The following is a 22,846-nucleotide window of genomic DNA, read 5'->3' on the forward strand; positions in this document are numbered from 1 at the left end:
CCGCGTATCCTGGGCGAGCTCGACCATATCGTGCTGACCCCCGCCGCCCGCGGCGCGCTGCAAGAGCTCGGCCGGGTCGAGACCCATGCCGGCCAGCTGCTGCAGCAGGCGGAAGCGCTGACCCGGGAGGCCTGGCCGATCGCCCTCAGCCAGCGCGCGCCCGAGCTGCAGGCGGCGCTGCAGCGCCAGGCCGAGCGGCTGCAGCGCGCCGCCCGGGCGCTGACGCCCCGCGACTTTTAACGGGGCAAAAACTTCTGACGTCAGAAGTCGAGCAGCGCGTCGATCTGCTGCCGGATTTCTTTCAACCGCCGGCGCTCGGCCGTCGTCAGCGGGGTGCCCTCGCTGCGGCGGCGCTCCAACCCGGCGCTGAGCTGCTCCAGCAGCGCCGGCTTCAGCGGCCGGGGCTCAGCCGGGGCCGACGGTTCCGGCGCCGGTGGGGCAGGGGGCGGCTCGGCGGGCTCGGTCCGGGCGGCGCGCAGCGCACGGACGGTCAGGCTGCCGGCCTCGGCCTGGGCCAGCAGCCGGTCGCGCAGCGGGCTGTCATCAAGACGCGCCAGCTCGACCAGCAGGTTGCGCGGCAGGGGGGCCGCGCGGTCGAGGAAGTCAGCGGGCAGGGTCAGCAGGCGGAGCGTCGCGCTGACCTCGCCGGCGCTCTTGCCCAGCATGGTGGCGACCTCGGCCTGGCTCAGCTTGCGCTCGGCGATCAGGCGCTGCACGCCGCGCGCCTCCTCGGAGGGCGTCAGGTCGACGCGCTGCAGGTTTTCCAGCAGCGCCGCCAACGCCGCGTCGCCCTCATGCTCGATGGCCAGCAGGCTGGTCCAGCCATTGTGCCGGGCAGCGCGCCAGCGCCGCTCGCCGGCGATCAGGATCCAGCCGCCGCGCAGCTCCGGGTCGCGCTGGACCAGCACCGGCTGCAGCTGGCCCTCGGCCGCCATGGTCGCTGCCAGGGCGGCAATCTCGTCTGTATCGAACTGCTTGCGCGGCTGCGACGGGTCCGGGCGGATGCGGGCCATCGGCGCCTCGAAGGAATGGCGGAAGCGGCTGTCCTGCGGCACCAGCCCTTCGGCGGCGGCGTCGATCACCGACATGGCGGCGCCCAGCACGGGGGAGGCGGGCTTGCGGGCGCGGCTCATGGCGTGGCCTCCAGCGGGGCGAGCTGCGCCTCGGGCAGCGGCGTGCCCTGGCCCAAAGCGGCGGCGATGCGAAGATAGACGGCGACGGCGGCGGTGCCGGGCGAGGCCTCCAGCGCGATCCGCCCGTTGCGCGCCGCATGGCCGAAGACGGCGCTGGCCGGCACCGGCTCCAGCACGGGCGCGCGGCCGGCCATGATGGCGATCAGCTGCTCCAGCACCTCGCGATCGACCGATTTCCGCGCGCCGAACTGGGTCGGCAGGATGCCGGCCAGGCGCAGCGCCGGGTTCAGCCGCCGCTGCACCTTGCCGATGGTGGACAGGATGAGGCCGACGCCCATGCTGTCATAGGGCTCGGTGCGGACCGGGATGATCACCGCATCGGCCGCCGCCAGCCCCATCACCGTCAGCATGCCGAGGTTCGGCGGCGCGTCGATCAGGATGGTGTCGTAGCGGCCACGCACCGCCTCCAGGCTCTCGCGCAGCGCGACGTCGAAGCCGGGCTCGCGCCTGCCGTCGGTCTCGGCCAGGTCGATATGGCTCGGCGCCAGGTCGAAGGGCGCGCGGCCGCCGAGCAGCGGGTCGTCCTGCGCCAGGATGGCGCTCTCGATCGGCTGCTCGCGCAGGATGACATGGGCCATGGTGCGGCCCTGGCGCCAGACCTCGACATGGCCGGCGGCGAGCAGCGCGACCGAGGCGGTGGCCTGCGGGTCGAGGTCGACCAGCAGCACCCGCTGCCCCTGCCGCGCCAGGCCGCAGGCCAGGTTCAGCGCCGACGTCGTTTTGCCGACACCGCCCTTCTGGTTGGCCAGCACCAGGATACGGGCATGCCGCGGCTGCACGGTGGCCAGGGCCTCGACGGCGCGCGCCACCTCGTCGGGGATCGGCTCGCGCCCGTTCTCCCAGCGGGAGATGCGCGGCTTGTCGTAGCTGCGGTCGAGCGCTGAATTCAGCGCCGCCTTCAGCTCCGACTGGCTGAGCCGCAATTGCTGCCGCAATGCCCGCAGCGCCTCGCCATCCATGCCGGCCATCCCCCGCGAAGTTCTGACGTCAGAACCTGCCAGCGGCGGCCGTCAACGTCAACCATGCAGGGTTGACGTTCCTATCGGATCGGGCTCAGCAGCCGGCGTCGAAGGTCTCGTCGCGGGGGGCGAAGATGCGCTGGTGGCTGCCGCGGATGGCCTCCTCCAGGCTCGGCGCGTGCCAGATCTGCCACTCGCGCTCCTTGCCGTCGGCCGAGCCATGGCCCGGCATCACCGCGGCATAGGGCAGCATCTCGAGCTCGCAGCGGAAGGCCGACGGGCCGCCCTTGGCCGAGGGCCATTCGCGGATGAAGGCGGTCATCAGATGCGACCAGGGCTGGCCCTCCGGCACCGGGCCGGTGGCCGAGAGGTGGCTGCCGACCCAGATCCGCGGCATGCCGGGCTCGCGCACCATCTCGACGAAGCCCGGGGCCACGCAATAGACCGGCTCGCCGCCCTGGGGGGCATGGGCATGGGCGGCGCCGAGCGCGGCGGCGATCGCCTGCATCAGGTCGGGCGCGCTGCCTTCGGCGGTGGCCGGCGGCGCCAGGGCGTCGGTGGTGGAGCGTGTCTCGGTGCGCCAGGCCACCGGGCCGCTATCCTGCCACTGGCCGGTCTCGGAGAGCAGCTCGCAGCGGTGGTGGTGGCTGGCGCCGCGGCTGTCGCGGGCCGTGCCCGGGGCGGCGGTGGTGAAAGCGCAGGCGCGGCGCACGGCGCCGGGGATGTCGGCGCTGCCCTCGATCTCGATGAAATGCGGGGCGATGAAGCGGGGCACCTGCGTCATGTCCATCAACTCAACTCCCGGCGAAGAGGTTCTTGGTGCGGCGGGCCGGTCTGCCCGGCCGCTCTGATCACAAGTATGTTATCGCCGATCATGGGATCGTGCGCATTTTTGGGTGCCTCAAATTCAAGAAGACTGTCGCATTTTGTTGACGGTTGGTTAACATGACCCCGGAACGTTCGAGGCCCGGTCATGATTGCCCGACAAGCAGCGCTTTTCCTGGTGGTTCTCTCGCTGATCGGCGGCGCCTGCTACGGCCTGTCCCGGCTGATGCCGCCGCCGCAGCAGCGCTATGCCGCCGCGGCCCAGGCGGCGCCTGGCAGCTTCATGCAGATGAGCCCGGCCGAACGCGCCGAGCGCATCGCCAAAAGCTTCCGCTGATCTCTTTTTGAGACGGGGTGGCCGGCGCCGGATCGCGCTGGCCCGAGGGCCTCAGCCCTGATGCCGCTCCCGGCGCAGCCGGTCGAGCATGTCCTGCAGCCGCACCAGGGCGGCCTCCGCCGCCTCGGCCCGGGCGGCCTGACGGCGGGCGTCACGCTGCTGCCGCAGCAGCGCGATCTCGGTCTGCGCCACCCGCTCGGCCATGCCGTCGAGCAGCCGTTCCAGCGCCCGCTGCCGCCGCACCACGGCGACACCCTGGAGCACCGCCCCGCAGCGCCGCGCCAGCCGGCCGATCGACGCCGACATCCGCGAGAGTGTCGGCGTGGCGACGGGCGGGTGGAAAGCCGCGCGGCCCGGCCCGGGCGAGGGCAGGGGCGGCAGGCCGCCTTCCACCGCCAGGGCCGGGCCGGCGGGCATCAGCCGCCGGCCTTGGGCGTCGGCAGGGCGCGCAGCACGAAGAGCCGGTGCGAGGCGATGTCGACCATGCGGCGCATGCGCTCGAGCCAGGCCTTCTCGGCCGCGGCCTGGCTGTGGAACGGGCCGAGCAGCTCCTCCGTGCCCTGCTCCAGCTCCTGGAAGCTGGTGTCACGGAAGATTCCGCCCCAGACCACCCAGATCTCGTGGCCGTTCAGGGGATCACTCATCGCTCGTCCTTCCATTCAACTGGCCAGTTCTCTGGCCGCCTAGGGCACCCACCCCGCCGTCCCGGTCTGACCGGGGCCGGCAGGCCGGCTCAGCGTGCGCAGCGGATGCGGATCTTCACCCGCCGCGCGGGGCCGGCCGCAGCGTGCCCGGCTGCCATATGCCGCATTGCGGCATGGGTCTGGAAGGCGGCTTCGGTGAAATCTCGCTGCCAGGCGAGCATGGCGGCCAGAAGCCCCAGGGCGATCAGCCCGAAGGCGAGCCATCCCAGCATCTCGGCGCCCAGCCAGGGATGCAGCTGGTCGGCGCAGAGCAGCAGCCCGCTGCCGCCGAACAGCAGGATCGGACCGAAGAGGCGTCCATCGGGCATCGGGTTTCTCCCTGCAAAGGCCGGCACTGCGCCGGCCACCCCTGTCGCGGCCATTTTCGCGGGTCTCCCGTATATTTTTCGCAAATAAAGCGGCGCGCCAAACTGGAATCTTTCGAATTAACCGGCCGCGTCGGCGTGGAAAGAAGAAAAACCGAAGGCTGCCGCGAAGTGTCGGCGTCACGACGAGTATTTCTGGCCGATTCCGCGCTGGATTCCCTGCGGCGCGGGGAAAACAACGGTAATTCTACCCATGGTTGATAAGTAGCCAGGGCTCGGCGCCTGCGACTCGTCATTACGCCGACACGCCTGCCGGCTGGCATTTCTGCCGGCTTCCTGGCGACCCGCTCGCCGCGCGCACCATCCTCCTGGCACTACTTTTTGAGTGTTACAGGAGTCATAGAGTCACAAGGTCATAGAGTTATCGACCCTGAATCGGCCTTTAACATCAGGCGCTTGCGGCAAAACTTGTCGGCGTGGCGCCGAGGATCGGTCGGCGTGGCGACGAGGATGCGACGGCGTCACGCCGAGTCTCCGTCGGTGTCACGACGAGGATTGGTCGGCGTCGCGACGAGCCTCGCAAGCGGTGTCGGCGTCACGACGAGCCGCCCCTGTGGATAAGCCCGGCGGCGCCGGCGCAGCCCCGTCCGGCAAGGCCCGAAGCCGGATGTCGGCGTCACGACGAGCGGCGGCCCGGAAAAAGCTCGTCGCCACGCCGACACCCGGCACGGCAAGGCTGGAAACCCGGGAAAGCCTCGGCCACAAACAGGGGGCAGCAGGCGTTGGGGGCGGCAGGCGGTGGGCGCGATGGACGAGCAGCAGGCCTTCAATTTCGGTCCCACCGACAGCCCCCTGGTCGGCAAGGTCAAGGGCGACCGCAACACCATGGTCTACAACTTCTTCTCGCTGCGGCGGGAGAAGGAGACCGAGCTGCCGCGCTACGACGATGGCAAGACCTGGATCGAGGTGGTCGGCACCAAGCACGGCGTCGCCTCGATCTGGGACAAGGAGCTGCTGGTCTATTCCGCCTCGCTGATCGCCGACAAGATCAACCGGGGCGAGAACCCGACGCCGCGCATCACCTTCACCGCGCATGACTTCTTCATCACCACCGGCAGCACGCCGGGCGGCTCGGCCTATGAGCGGCTGGAAGAATCGCTGGCGCGGCTGAAGTCGACCTTCGTGCGCACCAATATCGAGACCGGCGGCGAGGGCGAGGATCGCGGCTTCGGCTGGCTCGACGAGTACAAGATCCTCTATCGCCGCGGCAAGGACGGGCAGAAGCAGATGCGCGCGGTGGAGCTGACGCTCTGCGCCTGGCTGTTCCGCGCCATGGTCCAGGACAAGCATTTCCTCACCTACAGCCCGAAGTATTTCGAGCTGCCGCCGGTGGCCAAGCGCCTCTACGAGATCGCGCGCAGCGGGCCTCCGGGGGGCTTCCGCATGGGGCTGTCGAAGCTGCGCAACCGCGTCGGCACGACGCAGGACCTGCGCCGCTTCAAGGCCGAGCTCAGCGCCTATGCCAGCCACAAGCGCAGCCTGCCCGATTACGGCATCGCGCTGATCGACCCGCGGCTGCGGCGCGCGCTGGACAAGGGCTTTCCCAAGCCCTCCGGCCAGACGCCGCTGAAATCCTGGCTGGTCGCCTTCTATCCGACGACCAACATCACCAGCCTCGAGCCGCTGGAGACCATGCCGCTGCTCGAGGAGGACGACGCGGAATCGCTCGCCGCGTAATCCTAGGGCGGCCTTCTCTCCGTCAGCGACACCGACCCGTCGCGCTGGAAGAGAATACCCTCGCTGGCAAGAATCTGCTGCACCTTGGCCAGGGTCTTGCTGGTGACATTGCCGTCGCCCTCGATGCGGCTCAGCGTGTTGACCGAGACGCCGGCAGCCGTCGCCAGCTCGCGCAGGCTGAGGCCGAGCGCCGCCCGCGCCATGCGGCATTGCGAAGCCGAGATCAGCATCGCGCTTTCCTCACCGGCCGGGCGTCAGGTCGATGTCGATCTCCCGCACCTCCAGCGCGGGCGAGCTGCCGATGCGCACCCGCACATGGCCGCCGCGCGCCAGCTTGCGGATCTCGCGCAGGCAGGCGTCCTGGATGCGCTGGGTGATGTCCTCGCCGAGCACGGCGAGCCGGTCGGCGCCGACCTGGCGCCGCAGCCGGGCGGCGGCGATGCCGGCGGTGTTGCGCCGGCGCTGGATCAGGGCGATCAGGGACATGGCTTTCTCCCCCGGCCCGATCAGGCGAAGCCGAAGAGCCGGCGCAGGAAGCCGCGCGGCTCCTCCTGCACGGTCACTGTCGCGCGCGGCGCCGAGACCCGGATCGGGTTGCGCACCTCGCCGAGGAAGCGCGACACCGCGTCGTGATAGGCGCGGCCGGCATCCGTCCCCTCGTCGAGGCTGGCGGGCATCCCGGCATTGGAGGCCTTCAGCACCGCCTTGCTCTCCGGCACCACGCCGAGCAGCTCGGCGGAAAGAATGTCTTGGATGTCGGTCAGCGGCACCATCTCGCCCGACTTCACCCGCTCGGGGTCGAAGCGGGTGACCAGCAGATGCTCCTGCACCGGCTCCATCCCCGTCTCGGCGCGGCGCGAGCGGGCGGCGATGAAGCCGAGGATGCGGTCGGCGTCGCGGATCGAGCTGACCTCGGGGTTGCAGACCACGATGGCATGGTCGGCATGGTACAGCGCCATGATCGCGCCATGCTCGATGCCGGCCGGGCTGTCGCAGAGGATATAGTCGAATTCTTCCTTCAGCTCGGCCATGACGCGGTTGACGCCTTCGAGGGTCAGCGCGTCCTTCTCATGCGTCTGGCTGGTCGCCAGCACATGCAGCTTGTCGATGCGCTTGTCGCGGATCAGCGCCTGCTGCAGCTTGGCCTGGCCATTGGCGACATGCAGGAAGTCGTAGACCACGCGCTTCTCGATGCCGAGCACCAGGTCGAGGTTGCGCAGGCCCACATCGAAGTCGACGACGCAGACGCGCTTGCCGCGCAGCGCCAGCGCCGCGCCGAAGGCGGCGGTGGTGGTGGTCTTGCCGACCCCCCCCTTGCCGGAGGTGATGGTGATGACGGTCGCGGACATCGGGTTCTCCCTCGTCGTGACGCTGATTTTTTCCAGGGGCTCAGGGCAGCGCGGAGAAGCGCAGCCAGCCGTCGCGGATGGCCAGCTGCGCGGCGCGGCCGGACCAGGCGGGCGGGATTTCTTCCGCGCCCAGCCAGAGCCCGGCGATGGAGAGCAGCTCGGCATCCATGATTTTCGCAAAGATGCGCGCCTGCGGATCATCGGCGACGCCGGCGCTGGCCGAGCCGCGCAGCGCGCCATAGACATGGATGCAGCCGTCGGCCAGCAGCTGCGCCCCCGGCGAGACCGAATGCAGCACGATCAGGTCGGCCTCGGCGGCGTAGATGCGCTGGCCGGAGCGCACCGGCTCGGTGATGATCACCGGCGGGCGGCGCTCGCAGGGCAGGGTCAGCTCCTGCCGCGGCTCGGCCTCCAGCATGCGGCCGAGGCCGGCCTCCAGCGCCGCGCGCTCGACCTCCGGCCGGCGGGCGCGGAAGGCGGCGGGCACCAGGCCCAGGCTGCGCACCACGCCGATCAGCTCGGCCAGGCGCGGCGCCGCGGCGGCGGGCAGGGCGCTGAAATCGAGCAGCACCGGCGCGTGGCGGAAGAAGCCGGCCGTGGCGCCGAGCTTGGCCGCCAGCGCCGCCTGCAGCGCCGCCGGGTCCAGATCGGCCATTTCCAGGGTCAGCAGCGGGTGGGTGCGGCCGCGCAGCCGGATCGCGGGTTCCGCGGTGACATCGGTGGTCGCGCCGGGGGGAGTAGCGCTCGGATCGTGCCTCATCTCGCCTGCCTTCTGCCGGCGGCGCCTGCGCCCAGGGTTTTCGCATCCCGGTCGCGGCGCGCGCGCCCGCTTGCTGCGGGCTGACCCAGAGCTAGGGCCTTCTGGAGTTTTTCGCAAGAAAAATCGTTTTTCGCACAATGGACGGCGTCAGGCGGCATCCAGGGCCGCGACGCCCAGGCCGGTGCGGAAGCCATGCAGCCCGGCCGCCGCCGCCGCCAGCCAGGCGCGGAACAGCCCCTGGCCGTCGAAGCCGCCATCCAGCGCCGCCTGCGACACCGGCAGGGCGCGGCGGCCGAGCTGCGCCAGCACCACCCGCCGCATCGCCGGCCGCAGCTCCTCGGGCGCGGCATCGGCGGCGGGCAGGCCAGCGGCGCGCTGGAAGGCGCCCATGCTGCAGCCGCCGCCGGGCGCCGCCAGCCGGTCCGGCAGCGGCCCCAGCGGCACCAGCCGCCGGCCGTTCCAGGCCAGCAGCCGCATGTCGTGGCGATGGCTGCCGGGCGGCACGACGAAGCCCAGCAGGGCGCCGGCCTCGGCCTCCAGCAGTCCGCTCAGCCAGTCCAGCGCGCCGATCAGCAGCCGCGGCCGCGGCGGCAGGCTGGTGGAGACCGCCAGCCGCGGCGCCGCCTCCTCGCGCAGCAGGCGGGATCCGGCGGTGGCATGGTCCAGGCTCTCGCCGGTCAGCAGCAGCGCGGCCTCGGGCAGGCGGAACAGCGGATGCGGATGCGCCGGCGGCGCCCGGCCGCGCAGCAGGGCGACCAGCGCCTCGGCCTCGGCCCGCGGCAGCGGGTGGCGCAGTGGCGCGTCGAGCTCCAGCCGCGCCTGGCGCAGCGTGGCGGCGCTCATGGCTGCCGCGCCGGGTTGCGCGCCTCCTGCACCGCCAGGCGCCGCTCGGCCAGGCTGACCGCGGCCTCCAGCGCCGCCGCGTCGGCCGGGATGCTGCGCTGGACCAGGCGCAGCGGCGGCTCGTCATGCGGGTCTTCCTCGATGACGATCAACTGCACCGGCAGCTCGGCCTGCACCGGGCCCAGCAGCCCGCCCTGATAGGTGACGGCGACCCGCGGGCTGCGCCGGCGCAGCGCCAGCAGCGCCTCGAGCTGGCCCAGCAGCAGCTCGAATTCCGCCTCGCTCGCCTCGGCGGCGACGAGGTCGGCGAGCTCGCGGCCATCCTGGGCCAGGCTCGCCTCGCCCGGGCCATGGCGGTTGATCTGCATCCGGCTTCTCCTGAACCGATCCAACCCCGCTCTCCTGCCACGGTGGCCAGCTTTCTGTCGATGGTTTTTCGCAAAACGCCTTTGCTGGCGCCGCTTTCACCCCGTGGTTGACGGGTGATTGGAGAAGAGTCTAGCTGGATCATCAACCCAGACGCGCATGGTGCCCCGATGCCCAGCCTGGCCGGATCGACGAGCCCCGAGGGCCTGCCGCAGGACACGCCGCAGGACACCCCGCTGGCCGGCCTCACCAGCTTCGACCTGACCACCGCCGAGGGCATGGCGATGCTGCGGCATTTCGACGCCCGTCTGCGCCGGCTGGGCGATCCCGGGGCGCAGCGCGCGGCGGTGCGGCGGCTGCGCTGCCGGGCGCCGCTGTCGGACCGCGCCGCCGGCCTGCTGGTGCTGCCCGGCGGCGCGCTCGCCCTGCGCGAGGCGGAGGAGGTGCTGGTCTGCGACACCGCCGCCGTGCAGGCCCTGGCCGGGCCCCAGGCGGCGCGGCTGGCGGCGCTGCTGGCCGGCGCCGCCGACCTGGTCAGCGTGGTGCATGGGCCGTCCGGGCTGCGGCGGCTGGCCGGGCTGCCGCCTTCCGGCCTGGCGCAGGCGGCGACCCTGCTGCCCGAGGCGCGGATCCTGGCGCCGCTGCTGCCGCCGGCCGCCACCTGGGCCGGCCCGGCGCTGCTGCGCTGGGGGCCGATGGGCCGCGAGGGCGGCGGCGGGCAGGGCGGCGTGGTCGCCTGGCCGATGGTGCCGGCGCCATCCCGTCTGGCGCTCGGCGCCAGCGTCGCCGGCGAGGCGCTGCTGGCCGCCGCCGCCCCGGTCGCGCCCGAGATCTGGGACGCGCCGGAGGGCGACGACCGCTACCAGCTGCTGTCGACCGGGCTGTTCGCGCATCTGGACGAGCTGCTGGGCAACGAGGTCAGCGACCTGCTGCGCTTCGAGCTGGTCGACCACTGGACCGATGGCGAGGACAGCCTGGCCAGCGAGCTGGCCGATGGCGTCGGCCTGCTGCCGGCCTGCTTCGCGACGCCGCATGACCGGCCGGTGGGCATGGCGGCGCTGGCCGGCTGGCCGCGCGCGGCCGGGCTGCTGGCCGGCGCCGGCGAGCCGCTGGCGCTGCTCGGCATCGCCGCGCGCGACTGGGGCCTGGCCTGGCGGCCGGCGCTGCGCCAGGCCTTCCTGCGGCAGCTGCGCGGGCTGCTGCCGGCCGGCAGCCCGGCGCTGCTGGTGCCCGAGGAGGCGCGCGCCGCGCCGCAGCCCCTGGCGCAGCTGGCCGCCGACCGGCAGCTGCGCGCCAGCGGCAGCGATGTCTCGGTCCTGCTGCCGCTGCCGCCGCATCCCTCGGCGCTGCTGCGGCTGGCGGACCGGCTGGCGGGGGGCATCGGCGCGCCGGTGCTGCTGGCGGTGCCGGCCTGGGGCCTGTGCCACCGCTTCGACCCGGCCGGCGGCGGCGAGGCCGGCAATGCCGCCTGGTTCGGCCATGCCGCGGCCGATCCGGCCGGCTGAGGCCTGGCCGTCGCGCACCGGCCGTGAGGCACGCGGATAGTCCTTGCGAAAAATCCTGGATCGGAGGAATGATGCGGCCCCGAGACGCAGAAGGGGGACCGGCGCGTGAAGATCCTGGTTGTCGACGACTATCCCACCATGCGGCGCATTGTGCGAAACCTGCTGGACCAGATCGGCTACAAGGATGTCGAGGAAGCCGGCAACGGCGCAGAGGCGCTCGAGAAGATCAAGGTCGCCCGCTACGACCTGGTGATCTCCGACTGGAACATGGAGCCGATGACCGGGCTCGAGCTGCTGAAGGAGGTGCGCGGCGACGCCACCCTGGCGCGCACGCCCTTCATCATGGTGACCGCCGAGAGCAAGACCGAGAATGTGGTCGCCGCCAAGCAGGCCGGCGCCTCGCAATACATCGTCAAGCCCTTCACGGCCGAGACGCTGAAGGCGAAAATCGCGTCTGTCGTCGGCTGAGGCGGGCCCCGTGAGCACGCCGACAGTGCTGCGCTCCGGCCTGGCGCGGATCGCCGGCCAGGCCGCGGCCATCGCCGGCGAGATCGACCGGCTGATGGGGCTGCCGCAGGCCGGGAGCGCCAATGCGGGCGCCGATGCCGGGACCGCCGAGGACACCGCCGAGGAGACCGATCGCCTGGCCCAGGCGATGGAAGAAATGCGCGGCATGTCGAAGCTGCTGGCGGAGACCCGGGCCGAGGTGATCGGCCTGGCGCCGCCGCCGATGGGGCTGGGCGACACGCTGGACGCCGTGGTGGGGGAGACCGAGGGCGCCGCCTTCGAGATCCTGCGCCAGGCCGAGCGCGCTCAGGCGGCGGCGGGGCGGCTGCATGCCGGCACCTCCACCGACACCGGCGCCGACCTGACCGAGGTGGACGAGGCGGCGACCGCCATCGTGCTGGCCTGCGCCTTCCAGGACATCACCGGCCAGCGGGTGCGCAAGGTGCTGTCCACCATGCGCGCGGTCGAGGCGCGGGTGGCGGCCCTGGTCGCGCTGATGGGCATCAGCCCGGAGGAGACCCAGGCCCCCGCCCCGCCCGCCGCCACGGACGAGAAGCGGCCGGACGCGCATCTGCTGAACGGGCCGAGCACCGCCGCCCAGGGCGGCCTCGGCCAGAGCGCCGTGGACGACCTCTTCGGCTGAGCGGCGCGGCCGCCCAGGCCGCCGCGGCGCCCTCTACGCAAAAAACGGCGACGGAAAGATTCCATGGCCAATCCAGTGGGCGACCCTTCCCTGCCAGCCGGGCTCGGGCTGCGCGGCAGCGGCGGGGGGACGGGCGGCGGCAGCCCGGCGGCCGCCGGCGTGGCCGGCGCCAACCTGCTGGCCGGCCCGCAGCCCGCCGAGGCCGATTTCTTCCTGCTGCTGGCCGGGCTGACGGCGACGCCGGAGGCGGCGACCGCCACGGCGGGCGCCAGGCCGCCGGCCAAGGCGGCCACGGCGGAAGGCTTCGCCGCCGGCCTGGCCGGTGGCCTGCCCTGGGAAGCGCTGGCCGCCGCGGCCGAGGAGGCCAGCCGCTTGGCCGGACAGCTGCAGGCCAGCGCCGCCGCCAGCCAGGCCGCGCCGCTGCCGGCGCAGGCCCTGCCGGCCGGGGCCGACGCGCTGGCCGATGCTTTGGCCGATGCCCTGGCTGGTCCCGCCGACGATCCGCGGCCCGATGCCGGCCTCGCATCGGACACTGCGCAACCCGGGTTGCTGGCCATGCTGGCCAGCCTGCCGCCGATCACCGCCCCGCCGGTCACCCGGCTGGCGCCACCCGAGGCCGCCCTGCCGGGTGGCGAGGCCTTCGCTCCGAGCCGGCCGATGGGGCTGACCCTGCCGCTGGCCGCGCTGCCCGGCGTGGCGGAGGCCGCCGCCATGCCGCCGGTCGCGCCCGCCGTCGCGCCGCCGGCGCCGCCGCCGGTCGTCGCGCCCCCGGCCGGGCTGGTCGCCGAGGCGCTGCCGCCACCCGCCTTGCCGCTGGCCGAAACCCTGCCGCAGGCGGTTTTGGCGGAGATCGCCGCCAGCACGCCTGCCCCGGCGGTCGCGGCCCCGCCCGCCCTGCCGCCGCTGCCGCCGATCGAGGCGGCACCGCGGCCGAACGCCGCCGCCGCGCCCCTGGCCGCGCCCGCGGCGCCGGCGCCCGAGGCCACGCTGCTGCCCGAGGCCGTGGCCCCCGCCGCCGAGGTTGCGGCGCCGAAGCTGCCGGCCGCCGAACCGCTGGCCGCCGCCGACAAGCTGCCTGCCGCAGCCGCGCCACCCGAAACCCTGGCGCCGCGCGCGGCCGATCCGGGGTTGATGCCACCGGCGCTGGCCGCGCCCAGCCCGGGCACCGTGCCGGCCCAGCCGGTGCTGGTGCCGCAGGCTGCCGTGCCCACCCATCCGCGCCTGGCCGCCGAGGCCGCGCCGCAGATCGCCCTGCACCTGGCGCGGGCCGCCGGCGACGGGCAGGAAACCGTCTCGGTCGAGTTGCGCCCGCCGGAGCTCGGCCGGGTCGAGCTGCGGCTGACCTTCCGCGACGGCCAGGTGCAGCAGGTGGTCATGGCCGCCGAGCGCATCGAGACCTTCGAGGCGCTGCGCCAGGATCGCGGCCTGCTGCTGCAGCAGATGGAGCAGGCCGGGCTGCAGCTGGGGCAGTCGGGGCTCGACCTGCAGCATGGCCGCTCGTCGCAGCAGCAGCCGGCCGAGGGCGAGGCGCGCCCCTATCGCCTGGCCGACACCGCGGAGGAGGGCGCCGGCGAGGCGGCCGCCGATGCGCCGGGCCGCCGCCCGCCCTCCGACAGCCTGATCGACATCATCGCCTGAACCGCCTTTAGGCAGGAGCTTTCGCCATGGCCACCAGCACCACCGCCATCAGCACCACGCCGGCGATCACCGCGACCACCGCCCCCACCGCCGCGCTCAGCGGCAACACCAACGCGGATTTCGACCGCTTCCTGAAGCTGCTGACGGCGCAGATGAAGTACCAGGATCCGATGGATCCGACCGACCCCACGCAATTCGTGGCGCAGCTGGCGCAATTCTCCCAGGTCGAGCAGCAGACCAAGACCAATTCGATCCTGCAGGGCCTCGCCGATGCGCTGGCGGGCAATGGCAAGCTGTCGGAAAATGCGGCGCTGCTCGGCAAGTCGGTCAAGACCGAGGCCTCGACGCTGACCGTGCCCGAGGGCGGCGGCGCGGTGCCGGTGACGGTGGATGTCTCGGCGAGCTCGCTGAAGAATCTGCGGCTGGAGGTGCTGGACGCGCGCGGCGACGTGCTGCGGCGGATCTCGCTCAACACCGGCACGACGGCGCTGTCCTTCGACGGCAAGGACGGCAACGGCAACCAGCTGGCCGCCGGGCAATACACGGTGCGCGTGGTCGGCGAGGATGACAGCAGCAAGCGGACCACCGCCGGCACGGTGACCGTGGCCGGCAAGGTCACCGAGGTGCGCCGCGACAGCAGCGGCGGCTACAACCTGGTGCTGGACAGCGGCGCGGTGGTCAGCGCCGCGGATGTCACCCGCCTGGGCAGCTGAGGCCGCGCCAGGGGGAGGCGGCCGGGCCACCGCAGGGGCCCGGCCGGTCATGCCGCCTCAGCTATGGATCAGGCGGGTGATCACCACGTCCTTCAGCCCGTCTTCCTGGATCTGCGACAGGCTGTCGAACAGGCTGTCGCGCAGCATGGCCGGGTCGACCCGGCCGGGGCGCAGCTCCTGCCGCTCCGACATGGCCATCAGCCGGCGCAGCACCGCCTGCTTGAGGCGGGGCGAGAGGTCGCGGAAGGCCTGCAGCCGCGGCGCCTCGGTCTCCAGCGTCACCGAGACCACGACATAGGCCATCCGGCGATTGGCCGAGGGCAGGTTCACGGTGAAGTCGCCGAGCGGGAAGAACTCGGTCTCCTTCTTCGGCGCGGTGGATTCGGCGGCATAGGCGGCCGGGGCCAGCGGCGTCGCGACCAGGCTGGTGCCCAGCGTGGCGGCGGCGAGGAGACCCAGGAGCAAGCGGCGTGCCTTGATGACCATGACGTTGACCTCTGCGTGTGCGGTAGCCTTGTTTCGCATTTGTGATTTTCGCAGACAAGCAAAACAGATCAACTTTGTGTCATGCCGCGCAGAAACCTCAGGGCGCGGTTTTCGCGCCGCCGCCAGGCCCCCGGTTCTGCCGCGTCCAGACAATGCCGATCAGCCGGGCCACCGCCTCGAAATGCACCGCCGGGATGGCGTCGCCGATCTCCATCCCGGCATGCAGGGCGCGCGCCAGGGCCTTGTCCTCCATCACCGCGACGCCGGCGCCGGCAGCGACCTCGCGGATGCGCCGCGCCATGCGGTCGACGCCCTTGGCGACGCAGACCGGCGCGGCGTCCTTGCCGCGCTCGTAGCGCAGGGCCACCGCGAAATGCGTCGGGTTGGTGATGACCACCGTCGCCTTGGGCACGTCGGCCAGCATCTTGCGCGAGGAGAGCTGCCGGCGTTTCTTGCGCAGCGCCGCCTTCATATGCGGGTCGCCATCGGTCGCCCGCATCTCCTCGCGCATCTCCTGGTGGGTCATGCGCTGGCGGCGGCCGTATTCGAAGCGCTGGAAGCTGATGTCGATGATGGCGACCAGGGCGGCGACCAGGGTGATGGCGCCCAGCATGGTCGACAGCGCGCCGACCACCAGATGCGGAAAGGCCACCGGGTCGAGCGCCGCCAGATAGGGGCTCTGCTCGTAGAGCGGCAGGGCCACCGCCCAGCAGGCGGCGGCGACGGCCAGCGCCTTGACCAGGTTCTTGCCGAATTCGAAGAAGCCCTTCAGCCCGAACAGCCGCTTGAAGCCGGCGATCAGCGACAGATGCGACAGCTTGGGCTCCAGCCGCTCCGGCGCCAGCACCAGGTTGTTCTGCAGCAGATGCGGCACCAGGCTGCCGGCCACCAGCAGGCCGAAGACCGGCAGCAGCACGATGGTCAGCGCCTCCAGCACCGCGGCACCGGCGCGCTCGAAGCCGCGCTCGTTGAAGTCGAGGAAGGCCTCCGGCTGCTCCAGCATCGGCAGCAGCACGGCCGAGAAGCGGCCGCCGATGACACCGCCCGCCAGCCCCAGCAGCAGCAGCACCATGGCGTAGAGGCCGAAGCTCGACCCCTCGCGCGACATCGGCAGGTCGCCGCGCTCGCGCGCCTGCTGCAGCTTGCGCGGCGAGGCGTCGAGGGATTTTTCCTGGCCGGTCTCCTCCGCCATGGCTCAGCGGCTCAGCACGAAGGCGCCGGCATAGGCGCCGAGCACCTCCGACAGCAGCGTGGGCGCTGCGACGCCGAGCAGATAGAGCCCCGTCATCAGGATCGCCGGCGCGCCGATCATGAAGACCGGCATGGCCGGCAGCGCCCGGTTGATGCCGGCCAGCGCCGCATTGAACACCACCGACAGGATGAGGAACGGCATGCTCAGCTGCATCGCCAGGCGGAAGGCGGTGGCCAGGGCCTCGGTCAGCGCGCGGGCGGCGGGGGCGGCGGCCGGCGCCTCGCCCAGCGGCACCAGCCGATAGCTGTCGAGGATGGCGCGCAGCCCGGCATGATGGCCGTCCATGGCGAAGAAGGCCGCCATCACCGCGGCATAGAGCACCGAGCCCAGGATGGCGGCATTGTCGGCGCCGATGCCGAAGGCGAAAGCGTTGCTGAGGCCGATGCTCTGGCCGATGATCTGCCCGGCCACATGCACGGCCGACAGCAGCAGCCGCGACAGCGCGCCGAGGAAGGAGCCGGCCAGCACCTCGACCGCGATGGCGCCGGCCATGCCCAGCGCGCCCGGCACCGGCTGCAGCGGACCCGCCAGCGGCGCCAGGCAGAAGGCCACGACGAGCGCCGCGATCACCCGGATGCGGCCGGGCAGCTGGGTCTCGCCGAAGCCCGGCAGCAGCATCAGCGCGGCGGCGGCGCGGCAGAACACCAGGAACCAGCGATAGAGCTCGGCCGAGAGCCAGGGCTCGAGGGCGAGCGAGGCCTGCACGCCGCGATCAGATCTGGCCGACGGTGCGCAGCTTGGCCCGCTGATGCACCTCGGCATGGGAGATGACGGCGATGGTCGGGTTGATGCGCTCGACCAGGTGGCGGACGAAGGGCCGCGCGACCGCCGAGGTCAGCACCGCCGGCCAGTCGCCGCGAGCGGCGGCCTCGGCGATGCGGGCGCGGGTGGCGCTGACCAGCTCCTGGATCTTCGACGGCGCCATGGCGAAGCTGCGCTGGTCGCCCTCCTCGATGATGGCGATGCCGACCTCCTTCTCCCATTCCGGCGAGAGCAGCAGGGCGGTGATATAGCCATCCTCCTGGGTCAGGCCGCGGCAGATCTGCAAGCTCAGCCGCTGGCGCACATGCTCGGTCAGCATCGAGACGTTGCGGGTGAAGGCGGCGCCCTCATGCAGCGCTTCCAGGATCAGCGGCAGGTTGCGGATCGAGATGCGCTCGGCCAGCAGCGTCGCCAGCACCTTCTGCACGGTGGCCATCGGCAGCACGCCGGGGATCAGGTCGCCGAGCAGCCGCTGGTGGTCGCGCTCCAGCCCGTCCAGCAGCTTCTGGGTGGCGGCATAGCCCTGCAGCTGCGCCATGTAGCCCTTCAGCACCTCGGACATGTGGGTGGTCAGCACGGTCTCGACATCGACCACGGTCAGGCCCTGCGCCATCGCCATCTCGCGCAGCGCCGGCTCGATCCAGCGCGCCTTGATGTGGAAGGAAGGCTCCTGGGTGTCGATGCCGGGCACGCCGATCTCCTGCCCGCCGGGGGCGAAGGCCAGCAGCCGGCCGAGCATCAGCGTCTCCCGCGCGACCTCGACGCCCTGCACCTGGATGGAATATTCGCCCGAGCCCAGATCCATGTTGTCCTTGATGCGCACGGCCGGCAGCACGAAGCCGAATTCCAGCCCGAAGGCGCGCCTGAGCTTCTTGATCTTCTCCGACAGCCCGCCCTGGCGCCCGGCGGTCAGCGACACCAGGCCCATGCCGAGCTCGAGCCGCACGTCGTCGACGCGGATCAGCTCGGCCATGGTCTCCTCGCGCGGCGCGCTGGATTCGGCGATGGACAGGCCGGCCTCGGCATCGGCGGCAGCCCGCTGCACCGCGCGCTGCGCCAGCCAGCCGCCGCCGCCGGCGACCAGCGCCAGCGCGGTGAAGGGCAGGAAGGGCAGGCCCGGCAGCACGGCGAACAGCCCCGACAGGCCCGCGGCGAAGTAGAGCGGCTTCGGCTGCGCGCCGAGCTGGCTGATGAAGGCCTTGTCGGTGGAGCCGCGGACATTGCCCTTGGAGACCAGCATGCCGGCGCCGACCGAGACGATCAGCCCGGGGATCTGGCTGACGATGCCGTCGCCCACCGCCAGCGTCACATAATTGCCGGCCGCCGCCGAGAGCGTCATGTTGTGCCGCAGCGTGCCGACGACGATGCCGCCCAGGATATTGACGATGGTGACGATGATCGCCGCGATCGCGTCGCCGCGGACGAATTTGGAAGCGCCGTCCATCGCGCCGAAGAAGGAGTTCTCGTCCTCGAGCTCCTTGCGGCGGCGCTTGGCCTCGGCGTCGTCGATGGTGCCGGCAGCAAGGTCGGCATCGATCGCCATCTGCTTGCCCGGCATGGCGTCCAGGCTGAAGCGGGCGGCGACCTCGGCGATGCGGCCGGCGCCCTTGGTGACGACGATGAAGTTGACGATGATCAGGATGGCGAAGACGATCACGCCGATGATGAAGTCGCCGCCGACGACGAAGACGGCAAAGCCATGGATAACGCTGCCCGCCGCATCCAGCCCGCGATGGCCATCCGCCAGGATCAGCCGCGTCGTCGCCAGGTTCAGCGCCAGGCGCAGCAGGGTCGCCACCAGCAGCACCGTGGGAAAGACCGAGAAGTCCAACGGCCGCTCGATCCAGATGGCGACCATCAGGATCAGCACGGAGAGGGTGATGGAGGTGGCGAGGCCAAGGTCGACCAGCCAGCGCGGCATCGGCAGCACGAGGACGGCCAGCAGCACCACCATGGCGGCGGCGAAGAGCAGGTCCTGGTGGCGCAGGCCGAGGCTGAGGCGGCGGAGGAATTCCATGCCCGTCACAGCCCCACGATGAGCTGCGCGATCTCCTCGGTATAGGAGCGGAGCGCGGCGAAGCCGAAGGGCAGGGACAGCATGGTGGCGATCAGCGTCACCACGATCTTCGGCACATAGGAGAGGGTCATCTCCTGGATCTGGGTCAGCGCCTGCAGCACGGAGACGGCGACGCCGGTCACCAGCGCCGCCAGCAGCGGCGGCCCGGCCACCATCATGGTGGTGTAGAAGCCGGTGCGCAGCACCTCGATCACATCGCCTTCGTTCATCGCGTCAGTTCTCCGCGCGGTGATGGGCCAACCGGCTCAGACCGCCATGCGGAGGACATCCATATAGGCGCCGACGACCTTGTCGCGCAGCTGCGTCAGGGTCTGCACGGTCAGCTCGGCATTGGCGGCGGCCTGGACCACCTCCTGGATGTCGGCGGTGCCGGCGACGCCGCGGGCGGCCATCATCTCGGCGCCGCGCAGCGTCTGCAGCGAGGCGCGGGCGGCGTCCTGCACCATGGTCGGGAAATCCCCTGTCGGCGTCTGGGTCACGCCATAGGCGCGGATGGCGGCGCTGGCGGGGGCCACGGCATTGAGCGCGGCATTGGGCTGGACGGGCATCGGGGTCAGGACCTCAGGATGTCGAGCGTCTTGCCGTAGAGCGCCCGGGCCTGCTGCAGCACCGTGATGGACGCCTCGTAGCTGCGTCCGGCGGCGCGCATGTCGGCCTGTTCGATCAGCGGATCGACATTGGGGAATTTGACATAGCCGCGCTCGTCGGCGGCCGGATGGGCGGGGTCGAACTGGGTGCGGAAGGCGCGCTGGTCGGGGCGCATCTGGTCGAAGCGCACCAGTTGCGCGCCCGTCGCGCGGTCGACCGCGCGGTCGAAGGTGATCAGCTTGCGCCGATAGGGGTCGCCGCCGGGCACGGCCGCGGTCGAGCTGGCATTGACCATGTTCTCGGCCGCGACCCGCAGGCGGATCGCCTGGGTGCTCATGCCGGAGGCGGCGGTGGCCATGGCCTGGGTCAGGGGCCCGACGCCGGTGATGGGGCCGATGCGGATCATCAGCGGGCGCCCGCCGCGGTGCGCAGGATGGCGGCGCCGCGCTTGTAGACCAGGGTCGCCAGGTCATAGGCCTTCAGCAGGTCGGCCTGCTTCACCATCTGCTCCTCGAGGTTGACGGTGTTGCCGTCCGGGTCCTCGCTATAGGTATTCGCACGATCGGCGGCGATGGTGACGCCGTCCCGCGTGCTGCCGATATGCCCCGGCCGGGCGCCGGCCAGGCGCAGCGCCGGCTGGCCGCCCTGGCTGCGCAGCAGGGCGCTGTCGAACTGGAAGGCGCGGACATCGCGCGCGCGGTACAGCGGCGTGTCCGCATTGGCGATGTTCTGGGCGAGGATGTTCTGCCGTTCCGCCAGGTGCCGCATGCGCGCGCCGGTGATGCGGAAGACGTCGATGCCTTCGAGCATGGAACGCAGAGCCCTCCTGGCTGGTCCGGGCTGAGCAATAGCGTCGGCTCCGTCCTGTGTCGAGATTTTTCGCATGGACCGGCGGCCCCGCTTCGCGCCAGGATGGCGGCGGCATGGCGCGGAGGCCTTTCGCATGACCGACCCCTTCCTGCTGGCGACGCCGCTGGGCGACAGCGCGGCGCAGCTGACCCGACTGCCGCCGCGGCAGCGCTATGGCACCCTGTCGGCCGTGCGCGGCGCGGCGCTGGGCGTCACCGGGCTGGGCGAGGGGGTGGCGATCGGCGACCGGATGCGGGTGGCGCGCGCCGGCCGCGCCGCCGTGCATGGCGAGTTCGTGGCCTTCTCCCCCGAGGGCGCCATCGCCGTGCCGGAGGGCGGCACCGAGGGGCTGAGCCCCGGCGCCCGGCTGTGGCTGGAGGAGCCGCTGAGCCTCCACCCGTCGGATGCCTGGCTGGGGCGGGTGGTGGACAGCATGGGGCAACCGCTGGACGGGCGCGGGCCGCTGCCGCAGGGCCGCCGCGGGGTGCGGCTGCGCCAGCCGCCGCCGGATGCGCTGAAGCGGCGCCTGATCGGCGCGCGGATCGAGACCGGGCTGCGGGCGCTCGACATCTTCACGCCGGTCTGCCGCGGGCAGCGCCTGGGCATCTTCGCGGCCTCGGGCGTCGGCAAGTCGACGCTGATCGGCATGCTGGCGCGCTTCGTCGAGGCCGATGTGATCGTCGTCGGCCTGGTCGGCGAGCGCGGCCGCGAGGTGCGGGAATTCCTCGACCAGACGCTGGGGGAGGCGGGGCGGGCGCGCTCGGTGGTGGTGGTCTCGACCTCGGACCAGCCGGCCCTGGCGCGGCGGCGCGCGGCGCAGGCGACGCTGGCCGTCGCCGAGCATTTCCGCGCCGAAGGCAAGCAGGTCTTCCTGCTGTTGGATTCGGTGACCCGCCTGGCGCATGCGCAGCGAGAGATCGGGCTGGCGGCGGGGGAGCCGGCGACGGCGCGGTCCTACACGCCCTCGGTCTTCACCGAGCTGCCGGCGCTGCTGGAGCGCGCCGGGCCCGGGCCGGAGGGGGAGGGCGACATCACCGCCATCTTCACCGTCCTGGTCGATGGCGACGACCATGACGAGCCGATCGCCGATGCGGTGCGCGGCATCCTGGACGGGCATATCGTGCTGGATCGCCGCATCGGCGAGCGCGGTCGATGGCCGGCGATCGACGTGCTGCGCTCGGTCAGCCGCGCCTTGCCGCGCTGCCACACGGAGGCGGAGAACGCGCTGCTGGTCGAGGCCCGGCGGCTGATCGGCAGCTATGCCGACATGGCCGAGATGATCCGCCTCGGCGCCTATCGCGCCGGCAGCGATGCCGAGGTGGATGCGGCGATCCGGCTGCATCCGGCGCTGGACGCGCTGCTGGCCCAGGGGGTCGACGAGCGCAGCGCCAGCGAGGTCGGCTTTTCCCAGTTGTCGACACTGCTGCGGTCATGATCCTGGAGCGGAGCGCCACGCATTTCCGCTTCCGCGCCAACCGCCTGGTGTTCGAGCGGCTGGCGGCGGCGGGGATTTTCTTCCGCCGAGAGGAGGGGGTGTTTCCGCCGGATGGGACGGTGATCGGGGCGCCGCTGGCGCCGTCCAGCGAGCCTTTCTGCGGGTATTACGCCAGCGACTGGATCGGGGCTTTCGGCTTCGGAAGCTATTCGAATTCGCGGGTGTGGTCGGCGTCGCCGGTCGGGCGGTACTGCTCGATCGCGGGGGGGCTGCGGGTGATGGATGGGGACCATCCGCTCGACCGGTTTTCCACGCATACCATGACCTATCTGCCTGGCTTCGCGCCGGCTTTGGCCGCTTGTCGCGTGCTGGGGGGGTGCGCGCCTGTGCTGACGCCGTTTGCCCAGAAGCCGCATCCGGTGATCGGGGATGACGTCTGGATCGGGCAGGATGTGATCCTGGCGCGGGGGATCTCTCTCGGCACCGGCTGCGTCGTGGGTGCCGGGGCGGTGGTGACGCGGGATGTGCCGCCCTATGCCATCGTGGCGGGGGTGCCGGCGCGGGTGCTGCGGTATCGGTTTTCCGAAGCGCTCATTGCCGAGATGCTGCGCGTGCGGTGGTGGCGATATGCGGCGCCTTCGTTCGCGGCGATCGCGCATCTGCCGCCAGGGGAGTTTCTGAAGCGGTTGGAGGCTTTGGCGCTGGCGCCGTATGTGCCTGCGTTGGTCGATGTGCATGGCGTCGTGCTGTCAGCGGCCGAAGAACAGAAAAAAGAAGGGGGTCTGGGGGAATTCATTCCCCCAGCCTTGCTTCCCTTATGACCTGGATTGAGCTGCCGGATCGCTTTTGCGGTCTGCCCGACGACCGTGCCCGCGGCGATGCGCTGATGGCCGCGGTCTTCGCCGGCGAGCGCCCGGTGGTGGAGATGGAGCCGCTGGCGGCCATCGCGCGGGGCTGGGAAGGGCGGCTGGCGCATCCCGGCTGGGCGCAGGTGGTGGGGCATCTGCAGGGGG

At 72.1% G+C, this 22,846-nt stretch carries 30 protein-coding genes; 10 read left to right on the forward strand and 20 right to left on the reverse strand.

The annotated features are described in order from the left end of the window. A partial coding sequence (locus tag GVN67_RS19730) for a hypothetical protein (protein WP_159999045.1) occupies positions 1–240 on the forward strand: 240 nt, incomplete at its 5' end. A 20-nt stretch (positions 241–260) separates the two neighbouring features. Here the strand turns inward: GVN67_RS19730 and GVN67_RS19735 are convergent. The 3 genes from GVN67_RS19735 to GVN67_RS19745 form a co-directional block, all read right to left on the reverse strand. Continuing rightward, positions 261–1,133 (reverse strand): ParB/RepB/Spo0J family partition protein, encoded by an 873-nt coding sequence (locus tag GVN67_RS19735; protein ID WP_159999046.1) that lies wholly within the window; start codon positions 1,131–1,133, stop codon positions 261–263. After that, positions 1,130–2,161 (reverse strand): AAA family ATPase, encoded by a 1,032-nt coding sequence (locus GVN67_RS19740; protein WP_235035384.1) that lies wholly within the window; start codon positions 2,159–2,161, stop codon positions 1,130–1,132. Before GVN67_RS19740 ends, GVN67_RS19735 begins: the two co-directional genes overlap by 4 nt. An 85-nt stretch (positions 2,162–2,246) precedes the next feature. After that, positions 2,247–2,942, reverse strand: a complete 696-nt coding sequence (locus GVN67_RS19745) for a hypothetical protein (protein WP_159999047.1) — start codon at positions 2,940–2,942, stop codon at positions 2,247–2,249. A gap of 213 nt (positions 2,943–3,155) precedes the next feature. Here GVN67_RS19745 and GVN67_RS19750 point away from each other — a divergent pair, with 213 nt between their 5' ends. Next, a complete protein-coding gene (locus tag GVN67_RS19750) occupies positions 3,156–3,314 on the forward strand; it encodes a hypothetical protein (RefSeq protein WP_159999048.1) in 159 nt (52 codons plus the stop codon). Positions 3,315–3,365: 51 nt separating this feature from the next. Here GVN67_RS19750 and GVN67_RS19755 read toward each other — a convergent pair whose 3' ends face one another. The 3 genes from GVN67_RS19755 to GVN67_RS19765 all read right to left on the reverse strand — a co-directional run bounded on the left by GVN67_RS19755 (position 3,366) and on the right by GVN67_RS19765 (position 4,326). Then, complete coding sequence (locus tag GVN67_RS19755) at positions 3,366–3,731, reverse strand: hypothetical protein (protein WP_159999049.1); 366 nt, start codon at positions 3,729–3,731, stop codon at positions 3,366–3,368. Continuing rightward, positions 3,731–3,958 (reverse strand): hypothetical protein, encoded by a 228-nt coding sequence (locus GVN67_RS19760; protein WP_159999050.1) that lies wholly within the window; start codon positions 3,956–3,958, stop codon positions 3,731–3,733. The genes GVN67_RS19755 and GVN67_RS19760 overlap by 1 nt, the downstream gene beginning before the upstream one ends. A gap of 89 nt (positions 3,959–4,047) precedes the next feature. After that, complete coding sequence (locus GVN67_RS19765; protein ID WP_159999051.1) at positions 4,048–4,326, reverse strand: hypothetical protein; 279 nt, start codon at positions 4,324–4,326, stop codon at positions 4,048–4,050. Between the two features lie 804 nt (positions 4,327–5,130). Here GVN67_RS19765 and GVN67_RS19770 point away from each other — a divergent pair. After that, positions 5,131–6,060 (forward strand): replication initiator protein A, encoded by a 930-nt coding sequence (locus GVN67_RS19770; protein WP_159999052.1) that lies wholly within the window; start codon positions 5,131–5,133, stop codon positions 6,058–6,060. Between the two features lie 2 nt (positions 6,061–6,062). On the opposite strand, the gene GVN67_RS19775 is transcribed toward GVN67_RS19770, so the two are convergent. From GVN67_RS19775 to GVN67_RS19800, 6 genes are all read right to left on the reverse strand, one after another. Further along, positions 6,063–6,290: a helix-turn-helix domain-containing protein gene (locus GVN67_RS19775; protein WP_159999053.1), complete on the reverse strand. Its 228-nt coding sequence runs from the start codon at positions 6,288–6,290 to the stop codon at positions 6,063–6,065. A gap of 10 nt (positions 6,291–6,300) precedes the next feature. Then, entirely contained in the window at positions 6,301–6,546 is a 246-nt protein-coding gene (locus GVN67_RS19780; RefSeq protein WP_076960412.1) for a hypothetical protein, read from the reverse strand. A 20-nt stretch (positions 6,547–6,566) separates the two neighbouring features. Further along, positions 6,567–7,409: a septum site-determining protein MinD gene (minD, locus tag GVN67_RS19785; protein WP_159999054.1), complete on the reverse strand. Its 843-nt coding sequence runs from the start codon at positions 7,407–7,409 to the stop codon at positions 6,567–6,569. A 40-nt stretch (positions 7,410–7,449) separates the two neighbouring features. Beyond that, positions 7,450–8,169 carry a septum site-determining protein MinC gene (gene minC / locus GVN67_RS19790; RefSeq protein ID WP_159999055.1) on the reverse strand — a complete coding sequence of 240 codons (720 nt, stop codon included), beginning with the start codon at positions 8,167–8,169 and terminating at the stop codon, positions 7,450–7,452. A 147-nt stretch (positions 8,170–8,316) separates the two neighbouring features. Further along, positions 8,317–9,012, reverse strand: coding sequence for a hypothetical protein (locus tag GVN67_RS19795; protein ID WP_159999056.1), 696 nt, complete (start codon positions 9,010–9,012; stop codon positions 8,317–8,319). Then, the gene (locus tag GVN67_RS19800) at positions 9,009–9,380 is read right to left on the reverse strand and encodes a hypothetical protein (protein ID WP_159999057.1); all 372 of its coding nucleotides are present in this window, start codon (positions 9,378–9,380) and stop codon (positions 9,009–9,011) included. Before GVN67_RS19800 ends, GVN67_RS19795 begins: the two co-directional genes overlap by 4 nt. 168 nt (positions 9,381–9,548) lie before the next feature. Between GVN67_RS19800 and GVN67_RS19805 the strand changes: the two genes are divergently transcribed. The 5 genes from GVN67_RS19805 to GVN67_RS19825 all read left to right on the forward strand — a co-directional run bounded on the left by GVN67_RS19805 (position 9,549) and on the right by GVN67_RS19825 (position 14,384). Beyond that, complete coding sequence (locus tag GVN67_RS19805) at positions 9,549–10,883, forward strand: hypothetical protein (RefSeq protein ID WP_159999058.1); 1,335 nt, start codon at positions 9,549–9,551, stop codon at positions 10,881–10,883. 105 nt (positions 10,884–10,988) lie between these two features. Next, positions 10,989–11,351, forward strand: a complete 363-nt coding sequence (locus GVN67_RS19810; RefSeq protein WP_159999059.1) for a response regulator — start codon at positions 10,989–10,991, stop codon at positions 11,349–11,351. A 10-nt stretch (positions 11,352–11,361) separates the two neighbouring features. Then, complete coding sequence (locus GVN67_RS19815; protein ID WP_235035385.1) at positions 11,362–12,033, forward strand: protein phosphatase CheZ; 672 nt, start codon at positions 11,362–11,364, stop codon at positions 12,031–12,033. Positions 12,034–12,096: 63 nt separating this feature from the next. Beyond that, entirely contained in the window at positions 12,097–13,671 is a 1,575-nt protein-coding gene (locus GVN67_RS19820) for a flagellar hook-length control protein FliK (protein ID WP_159999060.1), read from the forward strand. Positions 13,672–13,697: 26 nt separating this feature from the next. Beyond that, the gene (locus GVN67_RS19825) at positions 13,698–14,384 is read left to right on the forward strand and encodes a flagellar hook assembly protein FlgD (RefSeq protein WP_159999061.1); all 687 of its coding nucleotides are present in this window, start codon (positions 13,698–13,700) and stop codon (positions 14,382–14,384) included. Between the two features lie 57 nt (positions 14,385–14,441). Here the strand turns inward: GVN67_RS19825 and fliL are convergent, their stop codons facing one another. The 8 genes from fliL to GVN67_RS19865 form a co-directional block, all read right to left on the reverse strand. Then, positions 14,442–14,849, reverse strand: coding sequence for a flagellar basal body-associated protein FliL (fliL, locus tag GVN67_RS19830; RefSeq protein WP_235035386.1), 408 nt, complete (start codon positions 14,847–14,849; stop codon positions 14,442–14,444). Positions 14,850–14,967: 118 nt separating this feature from the next. Next, complete coding sequence (locus GVN67_RS19835) at positions 14,968–16,062, reverse strand: flagellar biosynthesis protein FlhB (RefSeq protein ID WP_159999063.1); 1,095 nt, start codon at positions 16,060–16,062, stop codon at positions 14,968–14,970. A 3-nt stretch (positions 16,063–16,065) separates the two neighbouring features. Beyond that, positions 16,066–16,827 carry a flagellar biosynthetic protein FliR gene (locus GVN67_RS19840; protein ID WP_159999064.1) on the reverse strand — a complete coding sequence of 254 codons (762 nt, stop codon included), beginning with the start codon at positions 16,825–16,827 and terminating at the stop codon, positions 16,066–16,068. A 7-nt stretch (positions 16,828–16,834) separates the two neighbouring features. Beyond that, complete coding sequence (gene flhA / locus GVN67_RS19845; RefSeq protein WP_159999065.1) at positions 16,835–18,901, reverse strand: flagellar biosynthesis protein FlhA; 2,067 nt, start codon at positions 18,899–18,901, stop codon at positions 16,835–16,837. 5 nt (positions 18,902–18,906) lie between these two features. Further along, complete coding sequence (locus GVN67_RS19850) at positions 18,907–19,170, reverse strand: flagellar biosynthetic protein FliQ (protein ID WP_159999066.1); 264 nt, start codon at positions 19,168–19,170, stop codon at positions 18,907–18,909. A gap of 36 nt (positions 19,171–19,206) precedes the next feature. Then, positions 19,207–19,509, reverse strand: a complete 303-nt coding sequence (locus tag GVN67_RS19855; protein ID WP_159999067.1) for a flagellar hook-basal body complex protein FliE — start codon at positions 19,507–19,509, stop codon at positions 19,207–19,209. Between the two features lie 5 nt (positions 19,510–19,514). Then, positions 19,515–19,955: a flagellar basal body rod protein FlgC gene (flgC, locus tag GVN67_RS19860; protein WP_159999068.1), complete on the reverse strand. Its 441-nt coding sequence runs from the start codon at positions 19,953–19,955 to the stop codon at positions 19,515–19,517. Then, entirely contained in the window at positions 19,955–20,359 is a 405-nt protein-coding gene (locus GVN67_RS19865) for a flagellar basal body protein (protein WP_159999069.1), read from the reverse strand. The genes flgC and GVN67_RS19865 overlap by 1 nt, the downstream gene beginning before the upstream one ends. 133 nt (positions 20,360–20,492) lie before the next feature. On the opposite strand from GVN67_RS19865, the gene GVN67_RS19870 reads away from it, so the two are divergent. Together GVN67_RS19870 and GVN67_RS30475 are read left to right on the forward strand one after the other, a co-directional pair. Beyond that, positions 20,493–21,833 carry a FliI/YscN family ATPase gene (locus tag GVN67_RS19870; protein ID WP_159999070.1) on the forward strand — a complete coding sequence of 447 codons (1,341 nt, stop codon included), beginning with the start codon at positions 20,493–20,495 and terminating at the stop codon, positions 21,831–21,833. Further along, positions 21,830–22,654 carry a CatB-related O-acetyltransferase gene (locus GVN67_RS30475; protein WP_304621467.1) on the forward strand — a complete coding sequence of 275 codons (825 nt, stop codon included), beginning with the start codon at positions 21,830–21,832 and terminating at the stop codon, positions 22,652–22,654. Before GVN67_RS19870 ends, GVN67_RS30475 begins: the two co-directional genes overlap by 4 nt. Positions 22,655–22,846 lie beyond the last annotated feature (192 nt).

The sequence above is a fragment of the Roseomonas sp. 18066 genome (genome assembly GCF_902706185.1).
GTDB lineage: Bacteria > Pseudomonadota > Alphaproteobacteria > Acetobacterales > Acetobacteraceae > Pseudoroseomonas.